Source organism: Ruegeria arenilitoris (assembly GCF_013035315.1).
GTDB classification, from domain to species: Bacteria; Pseudomonadota; Alphaproteobacteria; order Rhodobacterales; family Rhodobacteraceae; genus Ruegeria; species Ruegeria arenilitoris_D.
Map to the genome: position 1 here is coordinate 359,385 of NZ_WQHP01000002.1, position 19,654 is coordinate 379,038.

At 58.0% G+C, this 19,654-nt stretch carries 20 protein-coding genes and 1 riboswitch; of the genes, 17 read left to right on the forward strand and 3 right to left on the reverse strand.

Features of this window, described 5'->3' with window-relative positions:
* The first annotated feature begins 19 nt into the window (after window positions 1-19).
* From GOV53_RS21265 to GOV53_RS06385, 3 genes are read left to right on the forward strand one after another with little or no spacing between them, the layout of a single operon-like run.
* The gene (locus GOV53_RS21265; RefSeq protein WP_254439218.1) at window positions 20-1,000 is read left to right on the forward strand and encodes an ROK family protein; all 981 of its coding nucleotides are present in this window, start codon (window positions 20-22) and stop codon (window positions 998-1,000) included.
* Between the two features lie 37 nt (window positions 1,001-1,037).
* Window positions 1,038-1,964 carry a carbohydrate kinase family protein gene (locus GOV53_RS06380; protein ID WP_170464806.1) on the forward strand — a complete coding sequence of 309 codons (927 nt, stop codon included), beginning with the start codon at window positions 1,038-1,040 and terminating at the stop codon, window positions 1,962-1,964.
* A gap of 17 nt (window positions 1,965-1,981) precedes the next feature.
* A complete protein-coding gene (locus tag GOV53_RS06385; protein ID WP_170464807.1) occupies window positions 1,982-2,647 on the forward strand; it encodes a D-lyxose/D-mannose family sugar isomerase in 666 nt (221 codons plus the stop codon).
* Between the two features lie 8 nt (window positions 2,648-2,655).
* On the opposite strand, the gene GOV53_RS06390 is transcribed toward GOV53_RS06385, so the two are convergent.
* Window positions 2,656-3,669 (reverse strand): LacI family DNA-binding transcriptional regulator, encoded by a 1,014-nt coding sequence (locus tag GOV53_RS06390; RefSeq protein ID WP_170464808.1) that lies wholly within the window; start codon window positions 3,667-3,669, stop codon window positions 2,656-2,658.
* A 219-nt stretch (window positions 3,670-3,888) separates the two neighbouring features.
* Between GOV53_RS06390 and GOV53_RS06395 the strand changes: the two genes are divergently transcribed.
* The 7 genes from GOV53_RS06395 to GOV53_RS06425 all read left to right on the forward strand — a co-directional run bounded on the left by GOV53_RS06395 (window position 3,889) and on the right by GOV53_RS06425 (window position 9,958).
* Window positions 3,889-5,193, forward strand: coding sequence for an extracellular solute-binding protein (locus GOV53_RS06395; RefSeq protein ID WP_170464809.1), 1,305 nt, complete (start codon window positions 3,889-3,891; stop codon window positions 5,191-5,193).
* A 72-nt stretch (window positions 5,194-5,265) separates the two neighbouring features.
* On the forward strand, window positions 5,266-6,147 hold the full coding sequence (locus tag GOV53_RS06400) for an ABC transporter permease subunit (RefSeq protein WP_170423624.1): 882 nt from the start codon (window positions 5,266-5,268) through the stop codon (window positions 6,145-6,147).
* Window positions 6,148-6,158: 11 nt separating this feature from the next.
* Window positions 6,159-7,052, forward strand: coding sequence for a sn-glycerol-3-phosphate ABC transporter permease UgpE (ugpE, locus tag GOV53_RS06405; RefSeq protein WP_170464810.1), 894 nt, complete (start codon window positions 6,159-6,161; stop codon window positions 7,050-7,052).
* 11 nt (window positions 7,053-7,063) lie between these two features.
* Entirely contained in the window at window positions 7,064-8,110 is a 1,047-nt protein-coding gene (locus GOV53_RS06410; RefSeq protein ID WP_170464811.1) for an ABC transporter ATP-binding protein, read from the forward strand.
* A gap of 2 nt (window positions 8,111-8,112) precedes the next feature.
* Window positions 8,113-9,108, forward strand: coding sequence for an endonuclease/exonuclease/phosphatase family protein (locus tag GOV53_RS06415; protein ID WP_170464812.1), 996 nt, complete (start codon window positions 8,113-8,115; stop codon window positions 9,106-9,108).
* 114 nt (window positions 9,109-9,222) lie between these two features.
* Entirely contained in the window at window positions 9,223-9,477 is a 255-nt protein-coding gene (locus GOV53_RS06420) for a hypothetical protein (protein WP_170464813.1), read from the forward strand.
* Window positions 9,478-9,487: 10 nt separating this feature from the next.
* On the forward strand, window positions 9,488-9,958 hold the full coding sequence (locus GOV53_RS06425; RefSeq protein WP_170464814.1) for a phage holin family protein: 471 nt from the start codon (window positions 9,488-9,490) through the stop codon (window positions 9,956-9,958).
* A 6-nt stretch (window positions 9,959-9,964) separates the two neighbouring features.
* On the opposite strand, the gene GOV53_RS06430 is transcribed toward GOV53_RS06425, so the two are convergent.
* Both GOV53_RS06430 and GOV53_RS06435 read right to left on the reverse strand, forming a co-directional pair.
* Window positions 9,965-11,134: an acetate/propionate family kinase gene (locus GOV53_RS06430; RefSeq protein ID WP_170464815.1), complete on the reverse strand. Its 1,170-nt coding sequence runs from the start codon at window positions 11,132-11,134 to the stop codon at window positions 9,965-9,967.
* Window positions 11,127-12,521 (reverse strand): bifunctional enoyl-CoA hydratase/phosphate acetyltransferase, encoded by a 1,395-nt coding sequence (locus GOV53_RS06435; RefSeq protein WP_170464816.1) that lies wholly within the window; start codon window positions 12,519-12,521, stop codon window positions 11,127-11,129. Before GOV53_RS06435 ends, GOV53_RS06430 begins: the two co-directional genes overlap by 8 nt.
* A gap of 276 nt (window positions 12,522-12,797) precedes the next feature.
* Window positions 12,798-13,003, forward strand: a riboswitch (cobalamin riboswitch).
* A gap of 94 nt (window positions 13,004-13,097) precedes the next feature.
* Between GOV53_RS06435 and GOV53_RS06440 the strand changes: the two genes are divergently transcribed.
* From GOV53_RS06440 to napA, 7 genes are all read left to right on the forward strand, one after another.
* Complete coding sequence (locus tag GOV53_RS06440) at window positions 13,098-13,454, forward strand: DUF1636 family protein (protein ID WP_170464817.1); 357 nt, start codon at window positions 13,098-13,100, stop codon at window positions 13,452-13,454.
* Entirely contained in the window at window positions 13,451-14,227 is a 777-nt protein-coding gene (locus GOV53_RS06445; RefSeq protein WP_170423640.1) for an ABC transporter ATP-binding protein, read from the forward strand. Before GOV53_RS06440 ends, GOV53_RS06445 begins: the two co-directional genes overlap by 4 nt.
* 10 nt (window positions 14,228-14,237) lie before the next feature.
* Window positions 14,238-15,188: an ABC transporter substrate-binding protein gene (locus GOV53_RS06450; RefSeq protein ID WP_170464818.1), complete on the forward strand. Its 951-nt coding sequence runs from the start codon at window positions 14,238-14,240 to the stop codon at window positions 15,186-15,188.
* Between the two features lies 1 nt (window position 15,189).
* Entirely contained in the window at window positions 15,190-16,203 is a 1,014-nt protein-coding gene (locus GOV53_RS06455) for a FecCD family ABC transporter permease (RefSeq protein ID WP_170464819.1), read from the forward strand.
* A gap of 147 nt (window positions 16,204-16,350) precedes the next feature.
* Window positions 16,351-16,866 carry a ferredoxin-type protein NapF gene (locus tag GOV53_RS06460; RefSeq protein WP_170464820.1) on the forward strand — a complete coding sequence of 172 codons (516 nt, stop codon included), beginning with the start codon at window positions 16,351-16,353 and terminating at the stop codon, window positions 16,864-16,866.
* Window positions 16,863-17,156, forward strand: a complete 294-nt coding sequence (locus GOV53_RS06465) for a chaperone NapD (RefSeq protein WP_170464821.1) — start codon at window positions 16,863-16,865, stop codon at window positions 17,154-17,156. The genes GOV53_RS06460 and GOV53_RS06465 overlap by 4 nt, the downstream gene beginning before the upstream one ends.
* Window positions 17,153-19,645: a nitrate reductase catalytic subunit NapA gene (gene napA / locus GOV53_RS06470; RefSeq protein WP_170423651.1), complete on the forward strand. Its 2,493-nt coding sequence runs from the start codon at window positions 17,153-17,155 to the stop codon at window positions 19,643-19,645. The genes GOV53_RS06465 and napA overlap by 4 nt, the downstream gene beginning before the upstream one ends.
* The last annotated feature ends 9 nt before the right edge of the window (window positions 19,646-19,654 follow it).

Consider the following 19,654-nt stretch of genomic DNA (forward strand, 5'->3'; position numbering starts at 1 on the left):
GGCGCAGCCTGCCGGAACTATGCATGAGCACTGGAATCTGGTCGCAGATATTGGCGGCACAAACACGCGCTTGGGTGTCATCTCAGATGGAAAGCTTGCCGATCTGCGTAAGTATCCAACAGGTACGCTGCCCGACTTGCTGGAGGCGTTCCACAACCTTCGCGACGAAATCGGCACCGACCCCCGCGCCGTTGTCGCCGCGGGCGCAGGGCCGGTCAAGGACGGGACGATCCGGCTGACAAACGCGCATTTGGACCTGTCCGAGCGCGATATCGGCAAAGCCACTGGGGCTCAGCACACGTTTGTTATCAATGACTTCACCGCCGCGGCCTGGTCGGTCGCAGAAATCACCGCCAATGACGTCGAAGTTCTGCAAGGGGCTGAAACACCTCCAACCGGAACCCGGCTGGTGGTTGGTCCCGGAACCGGCCTTGGCGTTGGCGCGTTGCTATATTCCGAAGGGAGATTCCACACCGCGTCCGGCGAAGGTGGACATGTCGGCCTCGCGCCGCGTCACTCGGATGAGGTCGAAATCTTTAAAGCCGCACGTCAGATCGCACCTGAGTGTTTCTTTGACGACAGCCTCGTACTGGAAGCCGAAATGTTCCTGAGCGGAACCGGCCTGCCAATATTGTATCAGGCAGCCTGCATGGCTGCAGGTCACACCGACGTATCGACGCGCAACGCAAAAGACATCCTTGAAGATGCCCTGGCAGAATCCGATCCGGTTGCAGTAAAAACCGCGCATATGTTCACAACCCATCTAGGGGCGCTGATGGGCGACCTGGCCGTTGCCTTCATGCCCACAGGCGGCGTTTTTCTAGTGGGCGGAGTGGCCGAAAAGAACCGGTGGCTGTTCAAGGACGACTTCCGGGATGCGTTCAACGCCGGAGGACGTTTCAGTGATCTGCGGCGCTCCATGAACCTCTATGTGTCCGAACAGGACGAATTTGGCATTGTTGGCGCTAACAATTTCTGCAAAAGTGCGCTCGCGCGGTAAACTGGCCGCCTGATCCCGTTACAGAAAGGACCACGGCATGATTCTGTGCTGCGGTGAAGCATTGATCGACATGATCGCTGAGCCAACCGTTTCAGGGGCGCAAGGGTTCGTACCCCATTCGGGCGGCGCCATCTTCAACACGGCCGTCGCGTTAGGCCGGTTGGGTGCATCCGCAGGTTTGTTGACTGGCCTGTCGTCAGACATGTTTGGGCAACAACTGGCAGACGCCCTTCAGGCCAGCCATGTCGATGCAAGCCATGTGATCCGGTCCAACCGGCCGACGACGCTGGCCTTTGTCCAGCTAAAGGACGGGCACGCAACTTACAGCTTTGTCGATGAAAACACGGCCGGTCGGATGCTGACGCCCGAGGATATGCCCAATCAGCTGCCCGCGGTGTCTGCGTTGTACTTCGGCGGCATCAGCTTGGCGTGCGAACCCTGTGCCGACGCCTATGCTGCCCTATTGGACCGGCATGGAGCAGACCGCGCTGTAATGCTGGACCCCAATATCCGACCCGATTTCATAAAGGATCAGACGCGGTACCGCACTCGGCTGAACCGTATGATTGCGCGCGCTGACATCATAAAGGTCTCGGATGAGGATCTGGATTGGATCATTCCCGGACCTGAACCTTTGGAACAGAAAGTGCCCCTATTGCTTCAGGCCGGACCTGCCGTTGTGATCGTCACACGCGGTAGCGACGGCGCATCAGGTTACCTGGCAAATGGGTCGGAAACTTCGGTGCCCGTCAAACCGGTTGAGGTTGTCGATACTGTCGGCGCGGGTGACACATTCAACGCTGGCGTTCTGGCTGAATTGGACCGTGCGGGTCTATTGACCAAGACTAATTTACGCAATTTGGGGTTAGACCAGCTTCGCTCGGCCCTTGCCAAAGGTGCAGAAGTCGCCGCCATCACCGTTTCCCGCGCCGGAGCCAATCCGCCGTGGGCGCACGAACTTTGACCCGACGAGGGACCAAGATGAAAAGATCAGACATCAACGACATCAAAACCGAGGCAGAGGCATTTATCCGCTCGTTCGGCGCTGTCCTGCCCCCCTTTGCTAACTGGTCCCCGGACCAGATGCGGAGCGCAGAGGCACAGGGCATCCGCGACCGCGGGCTTGGCTGGGACATCACCGATTATGGTCAGGGCCGGTTCGATGAACTTGGTCTGTTCCTTTTCACTCTGCGCAATGGCGACGTGCAGGACCTGAATAAGGGTCGCGGCATGCTTTACGCCGAAAAGCTTCTGATCTCGCGAGAGAAACAACTGTCACCTATGCACCGCCACATCATCAAAGCCGAAGATATCATCAATCGAGGCGGTGGCGATCTGGTAATGGAGATCTACGCCTCGGACCCCGAAGGCGGTATTGACCGGGAAAATCCCGTGGTCGTTCCCAGCGACAGTTGCCCCGTTACCATCCAACCCGGCGAACTGCTGCGGTTGAAACCGGGCCAAAGCGTGACTCTGATGCCGGGTATATGGCATGCGTTCTGGGCTGAACAGGGCGACTGCCTGATTGGCGAAGTTTCGACAGTGAATGATGATCGGACCGACAATGTGTTCGAAGACCCGATCCCGCGTTTTGCGACTATCGAAGAGGATACCGCGCCGGACTTCCTGCTGGTCTCTGACTACTGAACTACAGCTCAATGAGTGCCGCGCGGCACGAAGTACGGGTCGATCAAGACCGTTTCGCTTGGCTTTGACGGGTTGGCAAGGCGCTGTTCCAACAGACCGATGACGCGCTCGACCGCGTCATCGATCGGATTGCACACAGTCGACAGATCAAAACTTGGCCACCCGGCCATTTCGATATCGTCGAACCCAACAACCGACAACGCCTCGGGTACGGCGATCCCCAAGTCTCGGGCCGCCGCCAATGCGCCGATGGCGGTTGCATCGTTGGCACAAACCAACGCGTCCAAGCTGTGCTTCTTCAACAAGGCTGTAGCGACTTTAAATCCGGTATCTACCGTAAAGTCCCCGTCGGCTTGGGCCACTAACTGCAACCCGGCCTTGGACAATGCGCTCTCCACCCCTTGTCTGCGACCTACCGACGAGAAGAACTGTGCTGGACCGCCAATAAATCCAAACCTTGTGCGGCCCGCCTGAATCAGTGTGGTCGTTGCCAGACCTGTGCCGTCGGCATTGCGGCAGCAGACATTGTCCACGCCTCTGGCTTCGACAATGCGGCCCGTGGAAATCATGGGTACGCCGATCTTGCTGCAATGGGTCACGATCTCGCTCTGCATACTGCCGCCTCGCAGAATCAATGCGTCCAGCGGGTATCGCAGCACCTGCTGAATTGCCTGCTCGGTCGTTTGATCCGCACCGTCAATCAAAATCGGCCACTTGTTCAGCGCGTTCAATTTACCCACCAGCGCCATGACGAACTCAGTGTCATAGGCGCTGCGCATATTGCCAACGAAAACGGCCACAAGATGAGACCGGCCGCCCTTTAGCCCCGCTGCCAGAGCGTTGGGTTGGTATCCCATGCTCGCAGCAACTTCGTGAATTTTTTTTCGTTTGCCCGCATCCAGATACGCGCCCGGGGTAAAGGCCCGCGACACTGCTGAACGCGAAACACCCGCGGCTTCGGCCACGGTTTGCGCCGTTACCCGGCGCGGACGATGTGTCGTTTTGCTCTGATCATCACTCACGCATAAGCTGTCCTCTGTTTGGGAACAATTTGTCAATATTACTACAAAAGCTTCATTGAACTGTCACACACTCCCCGTATCTGCCCACGTGTGCACATCATGTGCATCGTACGCGGCAATCGCCTGCATACGAACGATCTTTTTGCTGCAAGGGGCGCATGCCCCGCAACCAGACGCGCTGGCCCGTGAACGGGTACGGTGCTGAACCGGAGTTATGAAATGACCAACCTTAAGCTCTGCGCAACTGCTGCCGCCGTCGCCTTTAGCGCGACCGCAGCTTTCGCCGAAACCGAGATCACCTGGTGGCACGCCATGGGTGGACAGCTAGGCGAAACTGTCAACAAGCTTGCCGAAGACTTCAACGCGTCGCAGGACGAATACAAGATCACTCCGGTCTACAAGGGCAGCTATGAAGAGACCCTGACCGCCGGTATCGCCGCCTTCCGTGCGGGCGAGCAGCCCAACATCATGCAGGTGTTCGACGCAGGTGCCGCCACGGTGATTGGTGCCAAGGGCGCGACCATCCCGGTTCAGGATCTGCTGGCCAACAACGGCGTCGACTTCGACATCAACGACTATATCGCCGGTGTCCGCTACTTCTATGCCGACAGCGACGGAAAGATGATCGGCATGCCGTTCAACTCGTCGACCCCGATCCTATACTACAACGTCGACGCGCTGGAAGCCGCAGGCGTAACCCCGCCGAAAACCTGGGAAGAGTTCCAGTCGACCACCGCTCCGGCTTTGAAAGACGCAGGCTACATCGTACTCAGCCAGTCGCACCTGCCCTGGATCTTCACCGAGAACTTCATGTCGCGCCACGACCTGCCGTTTGCCACCAACAACAACGGCTATGACGGCATGGATACCGAAATCCTGGTCAACAACGACGCGATCAAAGCGCACTTTACCGCTGTGAGCGACTGGAAAGATAACGGGCTGTTCGAATGGTACGGCACCGGTTGGGGCGACAATGCCAAGCCGTTCGAAGAAGGCAAAGTTGCCATGTGGCTGGGTTCGTCGGGCTCTTTCGGCGGTCTGTTGCAAAAAAATCTTCCCTTTGAATTCAGCGCGACCGAACTGCCCTACTGGGAAGCTGTCGTTGCAGAGCCTACCCAAACCTTCATCGGTGGCGCAGCTCTGTTCGCGATGTCCGGCAAGTCGGACGAAGAAAACAAAGCGACAGCGGCATTCTTTGACTTCCTGACAGCGCCTGAGACCCAGTATTTCTGGCATCAGGAAACCGGTTACGTGCCGATCACCGAGGCCGCATACGAAGTTGCCAAGAAAGACGGCCACTATGACCGCTTCCCGGCTGCCGAAGTTGGCGTAAACCAACTGCAGGACAAAGCAGGTGAGAACACCAAAGGTTACCGCATGGGCTTCTACGTCCAGATCCGCGACATCATGAACCGCGAGTATGGCCGCATCCTGACCGGTGAAACTGACGTGGAAACCGCGTTCAAAACCATCGAGGCCGAAGCCAACGCTCTGCTGGCACGTTTCTCCAAGACCCAGGGCTAAGCCCCGGATCACCCTCAGGATGGTCGCGCTTTTGCAGCGCGGCCATCACTCATTTCTCGCAATGGACCACCTATGAAACGCGCGGGCTTCGACACTATCTGGCTTCCTGTGGCACTCTTGATGCCGCAATTGATGATCATCGCCATCTTCTTTTACTGGCCCGCAGGATGGGCTTTGCAATCCTCGTTCTATCTGCAGGACCCGTTTGGGTTCGGCTCGACCTTTGTAGGAGGCGAAAACTACACATCCTTGCTGGGCAACGATCAGTACAAGCGGGTCGCGGGTTTCACGATCATCTATTCTGTACTGGTGACATTCCTGTCCCTGGCCATCGCGCTGTTGCTGGCAGTCAAAGCCGATAAGGTTATTCGCGGGGCCAAGACCTATCGCACGTTGCTGATGTGGGTTTACGCCATCGCACCACCGGTCGCCGGATTTCTGGGCATCCTGTTCTTCGACCAAAGCACCGGCCCGATGACCAAGTTCTTTCAGATGTTCGGGTGGGACTTCAAACTGGGCGTGGACTATAACGCCACCGCCACAGCAATGGTCATTGTCGCTGTGTGGAAGCAAATCCCGGTGAATTTCATATTCTTTCTGTCCGGCCTGCAATCCATCCCGCGATCGGTGCGTGAGGCGGCAATGATCGACAACCGCTCGGCCACGGGCCGGTTCTGGCAGGTGACTTTCCCGCTGCTGGCCCCCACGGCGTTTTTCCTGCTGATCATCAACATCACCTACGCCCTGTTCGACACGTTCGGCATCATCGACGCGTTGATGAAGGGCGAGCCGGGCAACAACCCGATGACACTGGTCTACAAGGTTTATCTGGATGGCTTCCGCGGCAACGATCTGGGCGGCTCCTCGGCGCAATCCGTTGTTCTGATGGTGCTTGTTCTGATCCTGACCGTTTTTCAGTTCCGGCTGGTTGAACGCCGGATTCACTATACCTGAGGGGGCTGACAATGGCTGATACAACCCTTGAAACACCCGCCGTCGCCCGCCACCGCCGCAGGATCAAGTGGGCGACGATCGGAGATCACACTGTCCTGATCCTCGGCTCATTGCTGATGATGTTGCCCCCCCTGCTGGCGCTTACAACGGCCAGCCATGATGCGGTGACAATCCACCGCGAAGGGCTGCAGCTGACGCTGGGCGATGACCTGGACAAGAACTTCAGCGCCGCCATGTTCGAAAAGGGCGGGTTTACCCAGACCGTCGACGGCACGCTGATGCTGATGAACTCGTTCATTCTGGGCATCGGCTTTGCAGTGGGCAAAATCGTGATTTCGATGATGGCTGCCTATGCAATTGTCTATTTCCGTCTGCGCTTTGCTACGCTGGCCTTTTGGGTGATATTTACCACCCTTTTGCTACCGCTTGAGGTGCGCATCCTGCCCTCCTACGAAGCAATCCAAAAGCTGGGGCTGACGAACACCTATACCGGTCTGATCGTGCCGCTGATCGCCTCGGCCACCGGCACGTTCTTTTTCCGGCAGTTCTTCATGTCCGTCCCCGAGGAACTGGCCGAGGCCGCCCGGATTGACGGCGCAGGCCCGTGGAAGTTCTTCATAGACATCCTTGTCCCGCTCAGCCGAACGATGATCGCTGCGATCTTCATCATCATGTTTGTCTTTGGCTGGAACCAGTATCTGTGGCCAACGCTGATCACCACCGATGAAAGCTTTTTCACGCTGGTTCGCGGCATCAAACAGATCGTGCTGTCCTACACCGACAGTCAGATCCCCGAACATGGACAGGCATTGGCACTGGCGATCGTTGCGATGATCCCGCCGGTGGCGATCGTCGTCTTTTTCCAGAACTGGTTCGTCAAGGGCCTCACAGAATCCGACAAATAAGGAATACGCGCATGGCTCAGGTTTCTTTAGAGAGCATCCGCAAGGTCTATCCCAATGGCTTCCAGGCGGTTGAGACCACCAGCTTCACCATTCAGGACGGCGAGTTCGTCGTGCTGGTTGGCCCCTCTGGCTGTGGCAAGTCCACACTGCTGCGGATGATCGCAGGACTCGAGGATATCACCGAAGGGACATTGAAAATCGGTGACCGGGTGGTCAACGACGTGGACCCCGCAGATCGGGACATCGCAATGGTGTTCCAGAACTACGCTTTGTATCCGCATATGACGGTCCGCAAGAACATCGGTTACGGGTTGAAGAACCGCGGCACCCAAGCAGCTGAGATTTCGGCCAAGGTCGAAGACGCCGCCAAGATGCTGAACCTGACCGAGTATCTGGACCGTAAACCGGCACAGCTGTCGGGCGGTCAACGCCAGCGCGTTGCCATGGGCCGCGCTGTCGTGCGGGACCCGGCGCTTTTCCTGTTTGATGAGCCGCTGTCGAACCTTGACGCCAAGCTGCGCAATCAAATGCGGATCGAAATCAAGGCCCTGCAACGTCGCCTTGGTACGACGGCCGTCTACGTGACCCACGATCAGGTCGAAGCGATGACCATGGCGGACCGGATTATCGTCTTGAATGAGGGTAAGGTCGAACAGATCGGCACCCCGTCCGAGATCTATCATAACCCGGCCTCAACCTTCGTCGCCTCTTTCATGGGTGCGCCACCCATGAACCTGATTGAGGCGGAAATGGGTCAGGGTCAGGTTCGGATAAACGGCTATGACCAGCTGCTGCCCGTGCCCGAGACGTACGCTGGCTCGGTTACCATGGGTATCCGGCCCGAGGATGTGGTTCTGGACGATCGGGGCAGTGTCACCTTCCGCGTGGACATTCTGGAAGAGCTGGGCGCCCATCGCCTTCTGCATGGCGCGATCGCTGATCAGCCGTTTACCGTGATGATTGGCAAGGACGACACCGCAGAGACCGGCGAAACACGCATAACCCTCAAGCCTGAAGCACTGCGGCTGTTCGACAAGGCCACGGGACAAAAACTGTGATTATGCAAACTGTTACAGAACTGCCCGCCGTCACGGACGATCAGCGGGGCAGAATTCTTGCCGCCCCGCGCACTGCGCAATCTCATCGAAAGTTGCTTTCAGAGCTTCCAGCGATGAACGCCGTGCAATTGGGCGGCGCAGCCAGTACCGAGCAGCTGGCCGAAGAATTCACCGTTGCCGCGTGGAACGTGGAACGCTGTCTTTTTCCCGAAGCCACAGCGGCTCATCTGTCAAAACTATCACCCGATGTCGTACTGCTGTCCGAGGTTGACCACGGTATGGCTCGTACGGCTCAGCGACACACCACCGAAGCGGTCGCCGCTGAGCTGGGCATGGCCTACGCGTTCGGTGTGGAGTTTCATGAGCTTGATCTGGGTGGTCCGACTGAACGCGCATTCTGCTCCGACAGCTTCAACACGCTTGGCTGGCACGGCAATGCAATCCTGTCTTCCGTCCCGTTTGAACGCACGGCTCTGATCCGACTGGATGACCATGGACACTGGTTCTCTGCCGACGCAGGTGCCGCGGACCCCGATCAGCCGCGTGTCGGCGGTCGCAACGCTATCGCCGCAATCGTTCCGGGGGTCAAAGGGCCTATTTGTTTCGTCTCGACCCATTTGGAAAGCAATGCAGACGCGGCCCACCGACACCAGCAATTTGACTGCCTGATGGACGCAATCGACGCTTTTGCCCTAGGCTTGCCCGTCATGATTGGCGGGGATCTGAACACCGGCAACCGTCTGCCGCCGGATTTTAACTGGCAGCGGGAAACGTTGTTCACACTGGCCGAGGAGCGTGGATATTCGTGGGCCTTTACTGCGCCGGGGACGACCACACGCCCTAGCCTTATCACGCCTCACCCCGACCGGGTGATGAAGCTGGATTGGCTTGCCGGCCGCGATTTGACCTGCTGTGACAATGGCGTTTTGACCTCGATTTCCGATGAAGGGACGCCCCTGTCCGATCACGACTGCGTCTGGTGCCAGGCGACGGTCTGAAATCTAATTCGGCGTACCCCCCTTTCCCGAACGCAAAAGATCGAAGTAACATGGTGTGTGACAAAGGAAAAAGTCGCACACCTAATACTACGCGGCCTTCAAGGGACGACAGGAATGGTAACCAAAGCACAGCTAGAGGCCGAAGTGGCAGACCTGCGCCGCCAATTGGCCGAACAAGCCAAAGAGCCGACTCCAAACGAATCTCAAGAGGCAGACGTAGAACCCGAAGGTTTGGCAGAAAACCTTGAAGCATGGTCTGCGCAACTTGAGGACGTCATGACCGAGCTAGAGGAGTTTCCGCACAAAAAGCCGATCCTCTTTGCGCTTGGCATCTTTGCGGTTGGATATCTTCTAGGACGTTCCCGGTAGGAGCCCGCACATGAGTCGTATTTCTCGCAACATTTCGACCATCCTGCGCGCTGAACGGCTGATCGCACGTCGGCAACTGGCAGTTGCCGCAAAGCGCACAGGACTGTTTGCCGCCGCTGGGCTCGCCGTCGGGCTGGCCATCATCATGCTGAACGTGGCTGGCTTTTTCTGGCTGGCCGAGACAATGACCAAATCTTCGGCCGCAATGATCATGGCCGGAGCAAACCTGATCCTTGCAGTGCTGCTTGCCGTTGTGGCCAATTCAATGTCCGCCGACAGCGATACATCGGCGGTTGTCGAATTGCGGGACCTAGCACTGCATGACATCGAGGATGAAGTCAGCGAAAACATGGCAGAGGCGCGCAAAACGCTCGAAGGTCTTCGGCGGGACCCAATCGGCGTTTTGTCACCCGACATTATTAGTGCCGTCCTCAGAATTTTTCTCAAATACGCACGACAGGGACGCAACAAATCGGATTGATACCGCCTAGCTCAATCTGGCTGCTGCACGCGCTATCACCATCTCTTCGTTCGTCGGAATGGCCAGAATGCGAACGCGGCTGAAATCCGTCGACAGAACCATGCCATTGTTAGCGTTTCGGTTGGGGTCCATCTCGATCCCGATCCAGCGCATGCCTTCGCACACCATCTGACGGATACGGGCCGCATTTTCGCCGATGCCTCCGGTGAAGACCAAAGCGTCGATGCCTTCCAGCGCCGCGGACAACGCCCCCAACTCTCGGCGGATACGGAAGACATAGTAGTCAATTGCTCTTCGCGCTTCGGGCGTGTCGGCGGCCAACAATGTGCGCATGTCCGAGGACATCCCGGACAGCCCCAGCAAGCCAGATTTCCGATACAGCGTCTCGGCTATGTCGTCGGCCGACATCCCTTCTTGCTGCATCATGTAAAGCACGACACCGGGATCAAGCTGCCCACTGCGTGTTCCCATCGGCAAACCGTCCAACGCCGAGAAGCCCATGGTCGAAGCGACAGCCCGCCCGCCGGACACCGCGCACATCGACGCGCCGTTGCCAAGATGCGCAATGACGACACGTCCATCATAAAGACCGGGCGCGATTTCCTTCAGCTTTTGTGAGACGTAATCGTAGCTCAACCCGTGAAACCCGTATCTGCGCACTCCCTTGTCATAAAAGTTCTGAGGCAAAGCGAAGGTATCGTTCACCCATGGGTGCGTGCGGTGAAACGCGGTATCAAAACACGCGACCTGTGTGGTCCCCGGGAACGCCGCGCTGGCCGCCCGGATCCCCGCAAGGCTGTAGGGTTGGTGCAGCGGTGCAAAGGGAATAAAGCCGCTGAGCGTATCAATGACCTTCTCATCCACCACGACAGGTTCAGAATAGACTGGCCCGCCATGCACGACCCTGTGGCCGACGGCCCGAACCTGAACATCCGGTAGGTATTCGCGGGTTAGCTCAAGAAACGCGTTTATGGCCTCATTGTGGGATTTTGTCCTGGACAGTTGTCGATCGACCGACTGACCCCCTGCTGACTGTGCCAACAGGCGCGGTGCATCGCCCAACCGCTCGATCTGACCGCGCCACCGCATGCTGGGGCGGCGATCTTCGAGCAATTCATACAATGCAAATTTCAACGATGACGACCCGGCATTAAGGGCCAGAACGTGCTCAGCCATGGATTTTATCCTTGTTCGCAAGTGCATGCAGGGCTGCAACCGCACATGAGGCCAGCCGCGACGCATCATCGTCCGCGCGTGAAGTCAGGATAATCGGTGCAGCTGCACCCACAACGACACCAGCGGCTTCGGCATGAGAGATGTAAGTCAGTTGCTTGGCGACCATGTTGCCCGCCTCAATGTTAGGTACAACCAGGATATCCGCGACCCCTGCGACCTCGGATGTGATGCCCTTGGTCCTTGCCGCATTCAGGTCAACGGCGTTGTCCATGGCCAGAGGCCCATCGACGATCCCACCGGTGATCTGGCCGCGTTCAGCCATTTTTGACAACAGCGCGGCATCCACGGATGAAGGCATATGCGGGTTGATCGTCTCGACCGCCGACAGGACGCCCACCTTGGGCATGTCGATACCGATTGAATGCGCCAGATGGATCGCGTTCTGAACGATATCGGCTTTGGTCTCAAGGTCCGGGGCAATGTTCACTGCGGCATCAGTGACCATGATCGGCCGCGACATACCTGGCACATCCATGACAAAAACATGCGACAAACGACGTCCGGTCCTGAGCCCCTTTTCCCGGCGCAGGGCGGCGCGCAGCAGGACATCCGTATGCAAATGCCCTTTCATCAGCATCCGGGCTTTTCCTTCGACCACCAGATCGACGGCGATATGAGTAGCCACATCGTGGCTTTGCGCGGCAACGATTTCCACCCCGGCCAGATCCGCGCCAAGTTCGGCCGCAGCGGCGGTGATCTTGGCAGGATCGCCCACCAGTATCGGCGTAATGATGCTGTTGGCACGCGCCAGCAATGCGCCACCCAGTGAATTCGGCTCTTCCGGGGCAACCACTGCTGTCGGCATCGCGTCCAATGGCTGCGCCATTTCGAGAAGGGCATCAAAATGCTGGTGCCTTTGCACGATCAGTCCAGGCACCTCGACCGAGTCGAATGTCAAATGCTGAGTGGGCGGCGTGACTTGAACGGTCCCACTGAGGATCAACGCTTCATCCCCGATCCGGCGCACCTCGGCGGACAGAGTCAGGTCACCGTCTTCACGCTTTTCCACAACCGACACAAAGGCCGTCAATTCCTCGCCTGCTAGGACCGGCGCGTGAAAGCTCAGATCCGCGCGTCGCGTTTGCGTTCCCGCACCTGGAAGGATGTTCCCAATGACCGCGGCAACCAGACCAGCAGGCCAAAGGGCCGGTGCCACAGCCTCGGGGCGGCCATCACCATCGCCGTCATACGCGGCCAGATGTAACGGGTTATGATCGCCCGAGGCCGACGCAAAGGCATACAGATCATCCACTGTGCACAGCCGCGTGACTTGCGCCGTGTCGCCAATTTTGACCTGTGAATATGTTCGGTTTTCTTCAATCTTCATGGTGTCTGGCTTTGGTTCTGAATAATAAAGTCAGCGCTCGAGGCAAGGCGTTCGAGCTGCGATAAAACTCACCGCTTTTCTCGCCTCTGGCCCTTTCTGCGCTGCAGCGTAGTCAAGTTCTTATCGAATGACAATTGGTTAGCCCCGATGCTACCGCGCCACGGAAAGCGCTTCATATGGCCTAGCAAAAGTCTGTGACACTGATACTGCAGAACGCAACGCGCAAGCGTGTCGTAGCGCGCGCAGTTTTATTCTTGACCCAAATTCTGAACTCAGGCACTCATCATCCACGATGGTTCCCTCTGGTTCGCCAAGGGATGAAAAGGGAATACGGTGAGGTTGCCGTCTGGCACCAAGTCCGTGACTGCCCCCGCAACTGTAAGCGGTAAGCGACGCCAAATGTCCACTGGCCACGATGGCCGGGAAGGATGGCCAAGCCTTGACCCGCAAGTCAGGAGACCTGCCATCAAATGTTCAACCAACCCGGGGCGGGGCGTCCTGGAAGGAGGCGATATGAAACGTCGTAGACGTTATAACATTGCATTTCGTTCGACTCGGCTGTAAGCGGGGCGTGAAATGTCAATAAAACCAGATCATTTTCTACTTATTTGTGAAACCTGCGAAGGTCATATTCGCGCGGAGTCAATGCATCAGACGCTTGCGCAGAAGCTGCCTGATGGCTTTGCAATTCGCACAGTGAATTGCATGGCGGGGTGTGAACGCCCCACGACTGTCGGCTTTCAAGCTGAGGGTAAAGCGCAGTACTTATTCGGCGACATTCTGTCGGATCAGGACATGGACGCGTTGGTTGAATTTGCCAGCCAGTTCCGCGACAGCGAAGATGGCTGGACCAACGCGACCCAGCGTCCAAGCGCCTTGTTCGACAAAACCCTCGCGCGTCTGCCGCGGTTCGCGCAGGAGGACAGCCTATGACCTTCCTTGAGGCGCGCGCGTTGGAGTACTACGCGCTCAACGGCGATGTCCTGTTGAAAGACATCAATTTCGATCTCGAAGAGGGTGCGATTCTGGCGATTGCCGGTCCGAATGGGGCGGGAAAAACGACGCTGCTCAATCTGCTGTGTGGCGTCGAGGAAATCGTGCTGGGCGACGTTCTTTTGAAAGGGCGCAGCTTGCGGCAGCTTTCGGCCGTGGATCGCGCGCGCATGATTGCCGTGGTTGGTCAGCAGGAAACGCCCGACGGACGTTTGTTCCTGCGGGACTATGTGGCGCTTGGTCAGATTCCGATCCGTGCGGATCGATCCGCCAATGAACATGCAGCAGAACTGGATCGCATTCTGCAACTGACCGGTCTGAGCACCTTGGCGGACAAGCGAATGGGTGTGCTGTCAGGCGGCGAACGCCAACGCGCACATATTGCGCGGGCACTGGCGCAGAACCCCTCGCTGCTGTTTCTGGATGAGCCGACCAACCACCTAGACCCGGACGCCAAAGGCCGGATGCTGTCGCTGGTGGCCGAGCTTGGCATCACGGTGGTCATGATCGTCCACGATCTGGTCATGATCCCGGAATTCGCCACGCATGTCGCCCTGATGAAATCCGCACAATTGACCGGATTTGGTCTGGTGCAAGACGTTCTGACCCCTGAACGGGTCCGTGAAACTTTTGGTGTCGATTATCTGTGCTTTCAACATGAAGGCCGCGTGATCCCGGCACTGGATATCCGAAGAACCAAACGCTCAAATTAAGGAACCGAGCATGAAAAATACATTTTGGTCCGCAGCCCTGATTGGCGGATTGGCCAGCGCTGCGACGGCGCACGAGGTCACTGTCGACAATTGCGGTGAGCCTCTGGTCTTTGAAACTCAGCCCGAGCGGCTGGTCGTGCACGACATGAACATGACCGACATGGCCTTTGCGCTGGGTCTGCAGGATAAGATCGTCGGCCTGACAGGCATTACCGGCTGGTACAAGACCAGCCCGGAATTCGACACGCTGCGCGGCGACATCCCCGAACTTGCCCCAAAGTACCCGACCGTGGAAAACCTCGTCGCTGTCGAGCCTGACCTGTTCTTTGCCGGTTGGTACTATGGCATGAAGCCCGGCGGTGACGTGACGCCAGACACGCTTGAGCCGTTTGGCATCAAGACGATGATCCTGTCCGAAAGCTGCGTTCATCTGGACAAAAACCGCCCCGAGGCCAGCATGGACCTGCTGTTCAACGACGTCCTGCGTTTGGGCACGGTGATGCATGTCGAAGACAAGGCCAACGCGCTGGTCGACGGCTGGAAAGAAGAACTGTCGGCAATCGAGGCCAAAACGGCCGATCTGCCGAAACCTCGGGTATTCCTTTTGGACGGCCCTGCCGACGCACCGTTCACCGCTGGGAAATTTGCCATCCCCGATGCGATGATCGCAGCCGCCGGTGGCGAGAACGTCACCCATGACATGGACACCAGCTGGGGCCGCACCTCGTGGGAGGCCGTCGCCGCCTCGAACCCCGAATTCCTGGTTCTGCTGGACTACCAGACCGGTAACGGCGCCGCGGACACGTTCAAGTTCCTGCAAGAGCATCCGGTGATGTCCCAGACAGACGCGGTCAAAAACGAACGCTGGATCGGTCTGCGTTACGAGGAACTGACGCCCGGACCGGCAAACATCGAAGCAATCTCGAAAATGGCCGAGGCCATGCACCCGGGCCTGAACTGATATGGGCCGACTGGGCCTGACACTATTGCTGGGGGCGGCTGTTTTGGCCGCCCTCTTGCTGGTTTCTACCGTCTACGGGACCACCTCGATCCCTGCCGCCGATGCATTGGCCGGGGTCCTGCTTGGGACCGGGTTGGTCGACGGAGAGATGTCTCCTCTCCACCGGATCGTATTTGATCTGCGGCTGCCGCGTGCGTTGTTCGCCGCCGTGATTGGTGCCGGGTTGGGGATCGTCGGTGTGGTCTTGCAAACGACAACACGCAACGATTTGGCGGACCCTTTCCTGTTCGGCCTGTCCTCTGGCGCGGCGGCAGGTGCTGTCTTTGTTATTACGGTCACCGGGGATGTGCTGGGCTTTTGGACCCTCCCCCTGGCCGCGTTTTGCGGCGGTCTTGTCGCCTCGGGAATCGTATTAGCTTTGGTCCACGGTCTTCGTACCAGCGCGCCCGAGAAATTGATCCTGGCTGGGCTTGCGGTATCCTTTTTGTTTTCCGCCATCACCAACTACCTTATCTTCGCAGGCGACAGCCGAGCGGCGCATTCGGTGATCTTTTGGATGCTGGGTGGCCTGGGCCTTGCCCGGTGGGAGACCTTCCCCCTAGTCATCGCTGGTCTGGCGCTGATCCTGGCTTACGCGATGTACCGCAGCCGCTGGCTGGATGCCCTGCTGACCGGAGATCTCACTTCCAGCACCCTTGGTGTGCCGGTACAGGGCCTGCGGTTTCGAATGTTCTTCGTCGCAGCGCTTGCGACAGCGGTCTTTGTCTCAGTCGCCGGGGTCATTGGATTTGTTGGATTGATGGTCCCACATATCGCGCGCGGGATTGCCGGCCCGTTACACCGCCAGCTTGTCCCAACCGCCGCCGTGGTCGGCGCTGCATTGCTAACTGGCTCGGATATTCTGAGCCGCCTTTTGCTTGCGCCACAAGAGCTTCCGGTCGGGATCGTGACCACTTCGCTGGGGTCTGTTTTTGTCTTTATCCTTTTGATCCGAACCGCGCGGCCGCGGCGTTGAGTGCAATAAATCATTTATATGAATGCATAAATTCGCAGAAAGCCTAAAATTCAGGCATAAAAATGACCTAAATCAAAAAAAGCCTGCACGGTTCGCGGTATGCGATACACTCGATGACGGGAATCGAGTGTAGCCAGGTCGCGTGCAATGCAACAAATGACCAGCCGACGCGCGTTTCTAAGCGCAAGGTTTCGACAAGAGGACGGCCTGATTGCCAGACCTCCGGGTGCGATTGTGCAGAGTTTTGCCGAGTTGTGCACAAAATGCGGTGACTGCGTTGAGGTTTGCCCCGAGGATGTCATCGCCATAGGCACGGATAGCTTCCCCCAATTTCAACCTGTCGATGAGCCCTGCACATTCTGCGGTGACTGCGCACGGGCCTGCCCAACGGATGCACTAAACATCGATCGCCTGACTGAATGGCCGTGGCGTGCTGCGCTGAAACCCGAGAGCTGCCTGTCAATGAATGGCGTGAGCTGCCGTATTTGTCAGGACAACTGCGAGCGTGACGCGATCCGTTTCACACTGCTGACCGGCGGTCGGTCAGAGCCCGGACTGGACGCCTCTTTGTGCAACGGCTGCGGGCTTTGCCCAAGCCTGTGCCCTGCCGACGCTATTGCCCTTGAACGCCAACCCGAACCTGAAATGGAAGCCCTTCAATGAACATCTGCGGTTGCCTTGCCCATGTCGCGCCCGACCACGCCAGCGCCGCAGCGCGCGCGATGAAAAACACGCAGGGTGTCGAAATTCACGCCGAAACAGAAGATGGACGTTTTGTTGTTGTAGTCGAAGACACCCCGACCCGACTTGCGTCCGAAACCATCATGGATCTGCACCAGATCCCTGGCGTGATCTCACTGACCCTTACTTACCATCATTTCGAGGATCTCGCGGATGCTGATCCGCAGCCCGATGCCCCAAGCCCAACCACCAGCCGGAGGCCCAAGCAATGACACATTCTGAATCTCGTCGGACTTTTCTAAAGGCCTCAGCAGCCGCAGCAACTGCGTCAGCCGCTGGCATCCCGCTTGCGGCCGGTCAGGCCAGTGCACAGATTGGTGTACCAGATATCCGCTGGGACAAGGCCGCGTGCCGGTTCTGCGGCACCGGCTGTTCCGTTCTGGTCGGCACCAAAGAAGGCCGCGTCGTCGCCACCCAAGGTGACCCCGATGCGCCGGTCAACCGGGGCCTGAACTGTATCAAGGGCTATTTCCTGTCCAAGATCATGTATGGCAAGGACCGCCTGACAACGCCCTTGCTGCGCAAAACCAACGGCGAATATGACAAGAATGGTGAGTTCGAGCCCGTCAGCTGGGACGAAGCCTTCGATGTGATGGCCGCAAAATGGAAAGAAGCCTTAGCCAAGAAAGGTCCAACCAGCGTCGGCATGTTCGGTTCCGGTCAATGGACGGTCTGGGAAGGCTATGCTGCCTCCAAGCTGATGAAGGCGGGTTTCCGGTCGAACAATATTGACCCCAACGCGCGCCACTGCATGGCCTCGGCCGTGGTGGGCTTTATGCGCACCTTCGGCATTGACGAGCCGATGGGCTGCTATGACGATCTCGAACACGCGGACACTTTCGTGCTGTGGGGCTCGAACATGGCCGAGATGCACCCGATCCTTTGGTCGCGCCTGACCGATACACGCCTGACAAAGCCGGGCTGTGAGGTACACGTTCTGTCGACCTTTGAACACCGCTCCTTCGAACTGGCCGACAATGGCATCGTGTTTGAACCGCAGACCGATCTGGCGATCCTGAACTACATCGCCAACTACATCATCCAGAACAACGCGGTGAACGAGTATTTTGTCCGTAACCACGTAAACATCACTAAGACTGCGACCGACATCGGCTATGGCCTGCGTGAGACCAACCCATTGCAGCAAGAGGCCGAGAACCCGAACTCGGGCAAACTCGAAACGATCAGCTTTGAGGAATACGCAGAAGCCGTTGCACCGTACACGCTTGAATATACTTCGGAACTGTCCGGTGTTCCGGCGGACAAACTCGAAAAACTCGCACAGCAATATGCCGACCCGACCCGCAAGGTCATGAGCCTTTGGACCATGGGCTTTAACCAGCACACCCGCGGATCGTGGGTGAACTCGCTGATGTACAACGTGCACCTGCTGGTGGGTAAGATCTCAGAACCCGGTAACTCGCCCTTCTCGCTGACTGGCCAGCCTTCGGCCTGCGGCACGGCGCGTGAGGTTGGCACCTTTGCCCACCGCCTGCCCGCAGACATGGTGGTCGCCAATGATGAGCATCGCCAGATCTGCGAAACCGCTTGGAACATCCCGGAAGGCACCATTCCGCCCAAGCCCGGCTTCCACGCCGTACTGCAACACCGCAAGCTGAAGGATGGCGAGCTGAACGCCTATTGGGTGCAGTGCAACAACAACATGCAGGCCGCGCCAAACATCAACGAAGAAGGCTATCCCGGCTACCGCAACCCGGAAAACTTCATCACTGTTTCTGATCCGTATCCGACGGTCACTGCAGTTTCCGCCGATCTGATCCTGCCAACCGCCATGTGGGTTGAGAAAGAAGGCGCCTACGGCAACGCCGAACGCCGCACGCAATTCTGGCGGCAACAGGTGCAGGCACCGGGCGAGGCCAAATCCGACCTCTGGCAGCTGATGGAATTCTCGAAACGCTTCACCGTCGAAGAGGTTTGGGGTGAGGAACTTCTGGCTAAAATGCCCGAGCACCGCGGCAAGACAATGTTCGACGTGCTTTATGCCAACGGCAAGGTCGATCAGTTCCCATTGTCCGAAACGGCGGAAGGCTTCCATAACGACGATGCCGAACATTTCGGCTTCTACGTTCAGAAAGGTTTGTTCGAAGAATATGCCGATTTCGGTCGCGGCCACGCACACGATCTGGCCCCGTTCGAGATGTACCACGAAGCACGCGGCATGCGCTGGCCGGTCGTCGACGGCAAGGAAACGCTCTATCGTTTCCGTGAAGGCTTCGATCCGTACGTGCCCGAAGGCGCGGGCGTGAAGTTCTATGGCCACAAAGACGGCAAGGCCAAGATCATCTTTGCTCCTTATGAACCGGCAGCTGAGGTCCCAGATGACGAGTACGATCTGTGGCTGTCCACTGGTCGTGTGCTCGAGCACTGGCACTCGGGTTCGATGACGCGTCGTGTACCGGAATTGCACCGGGCCTTCCCGTCCGCTGTCGTCTACATGCACCCAGAGGACGCCAAGGATCGCGGTCTGCGTCGCGGGCAGGAAATCGTACTGTCCACCCGCCGTGGCGAGGTCACCAGCCGGGTCGAGACCCGCGGACGCAACAAGGTGCCGCGCGGGTTGGTCTTTATGCCTTGGTTCGACGAACACCAGCTGACCAACAAGCTGACGCTGGACGCAACCTGCCCGTTGTCGAAAGAGACCGACTACAAGAAATGCGCCTGCAAGGTCGAGCGCGCGTAACGGACTAGC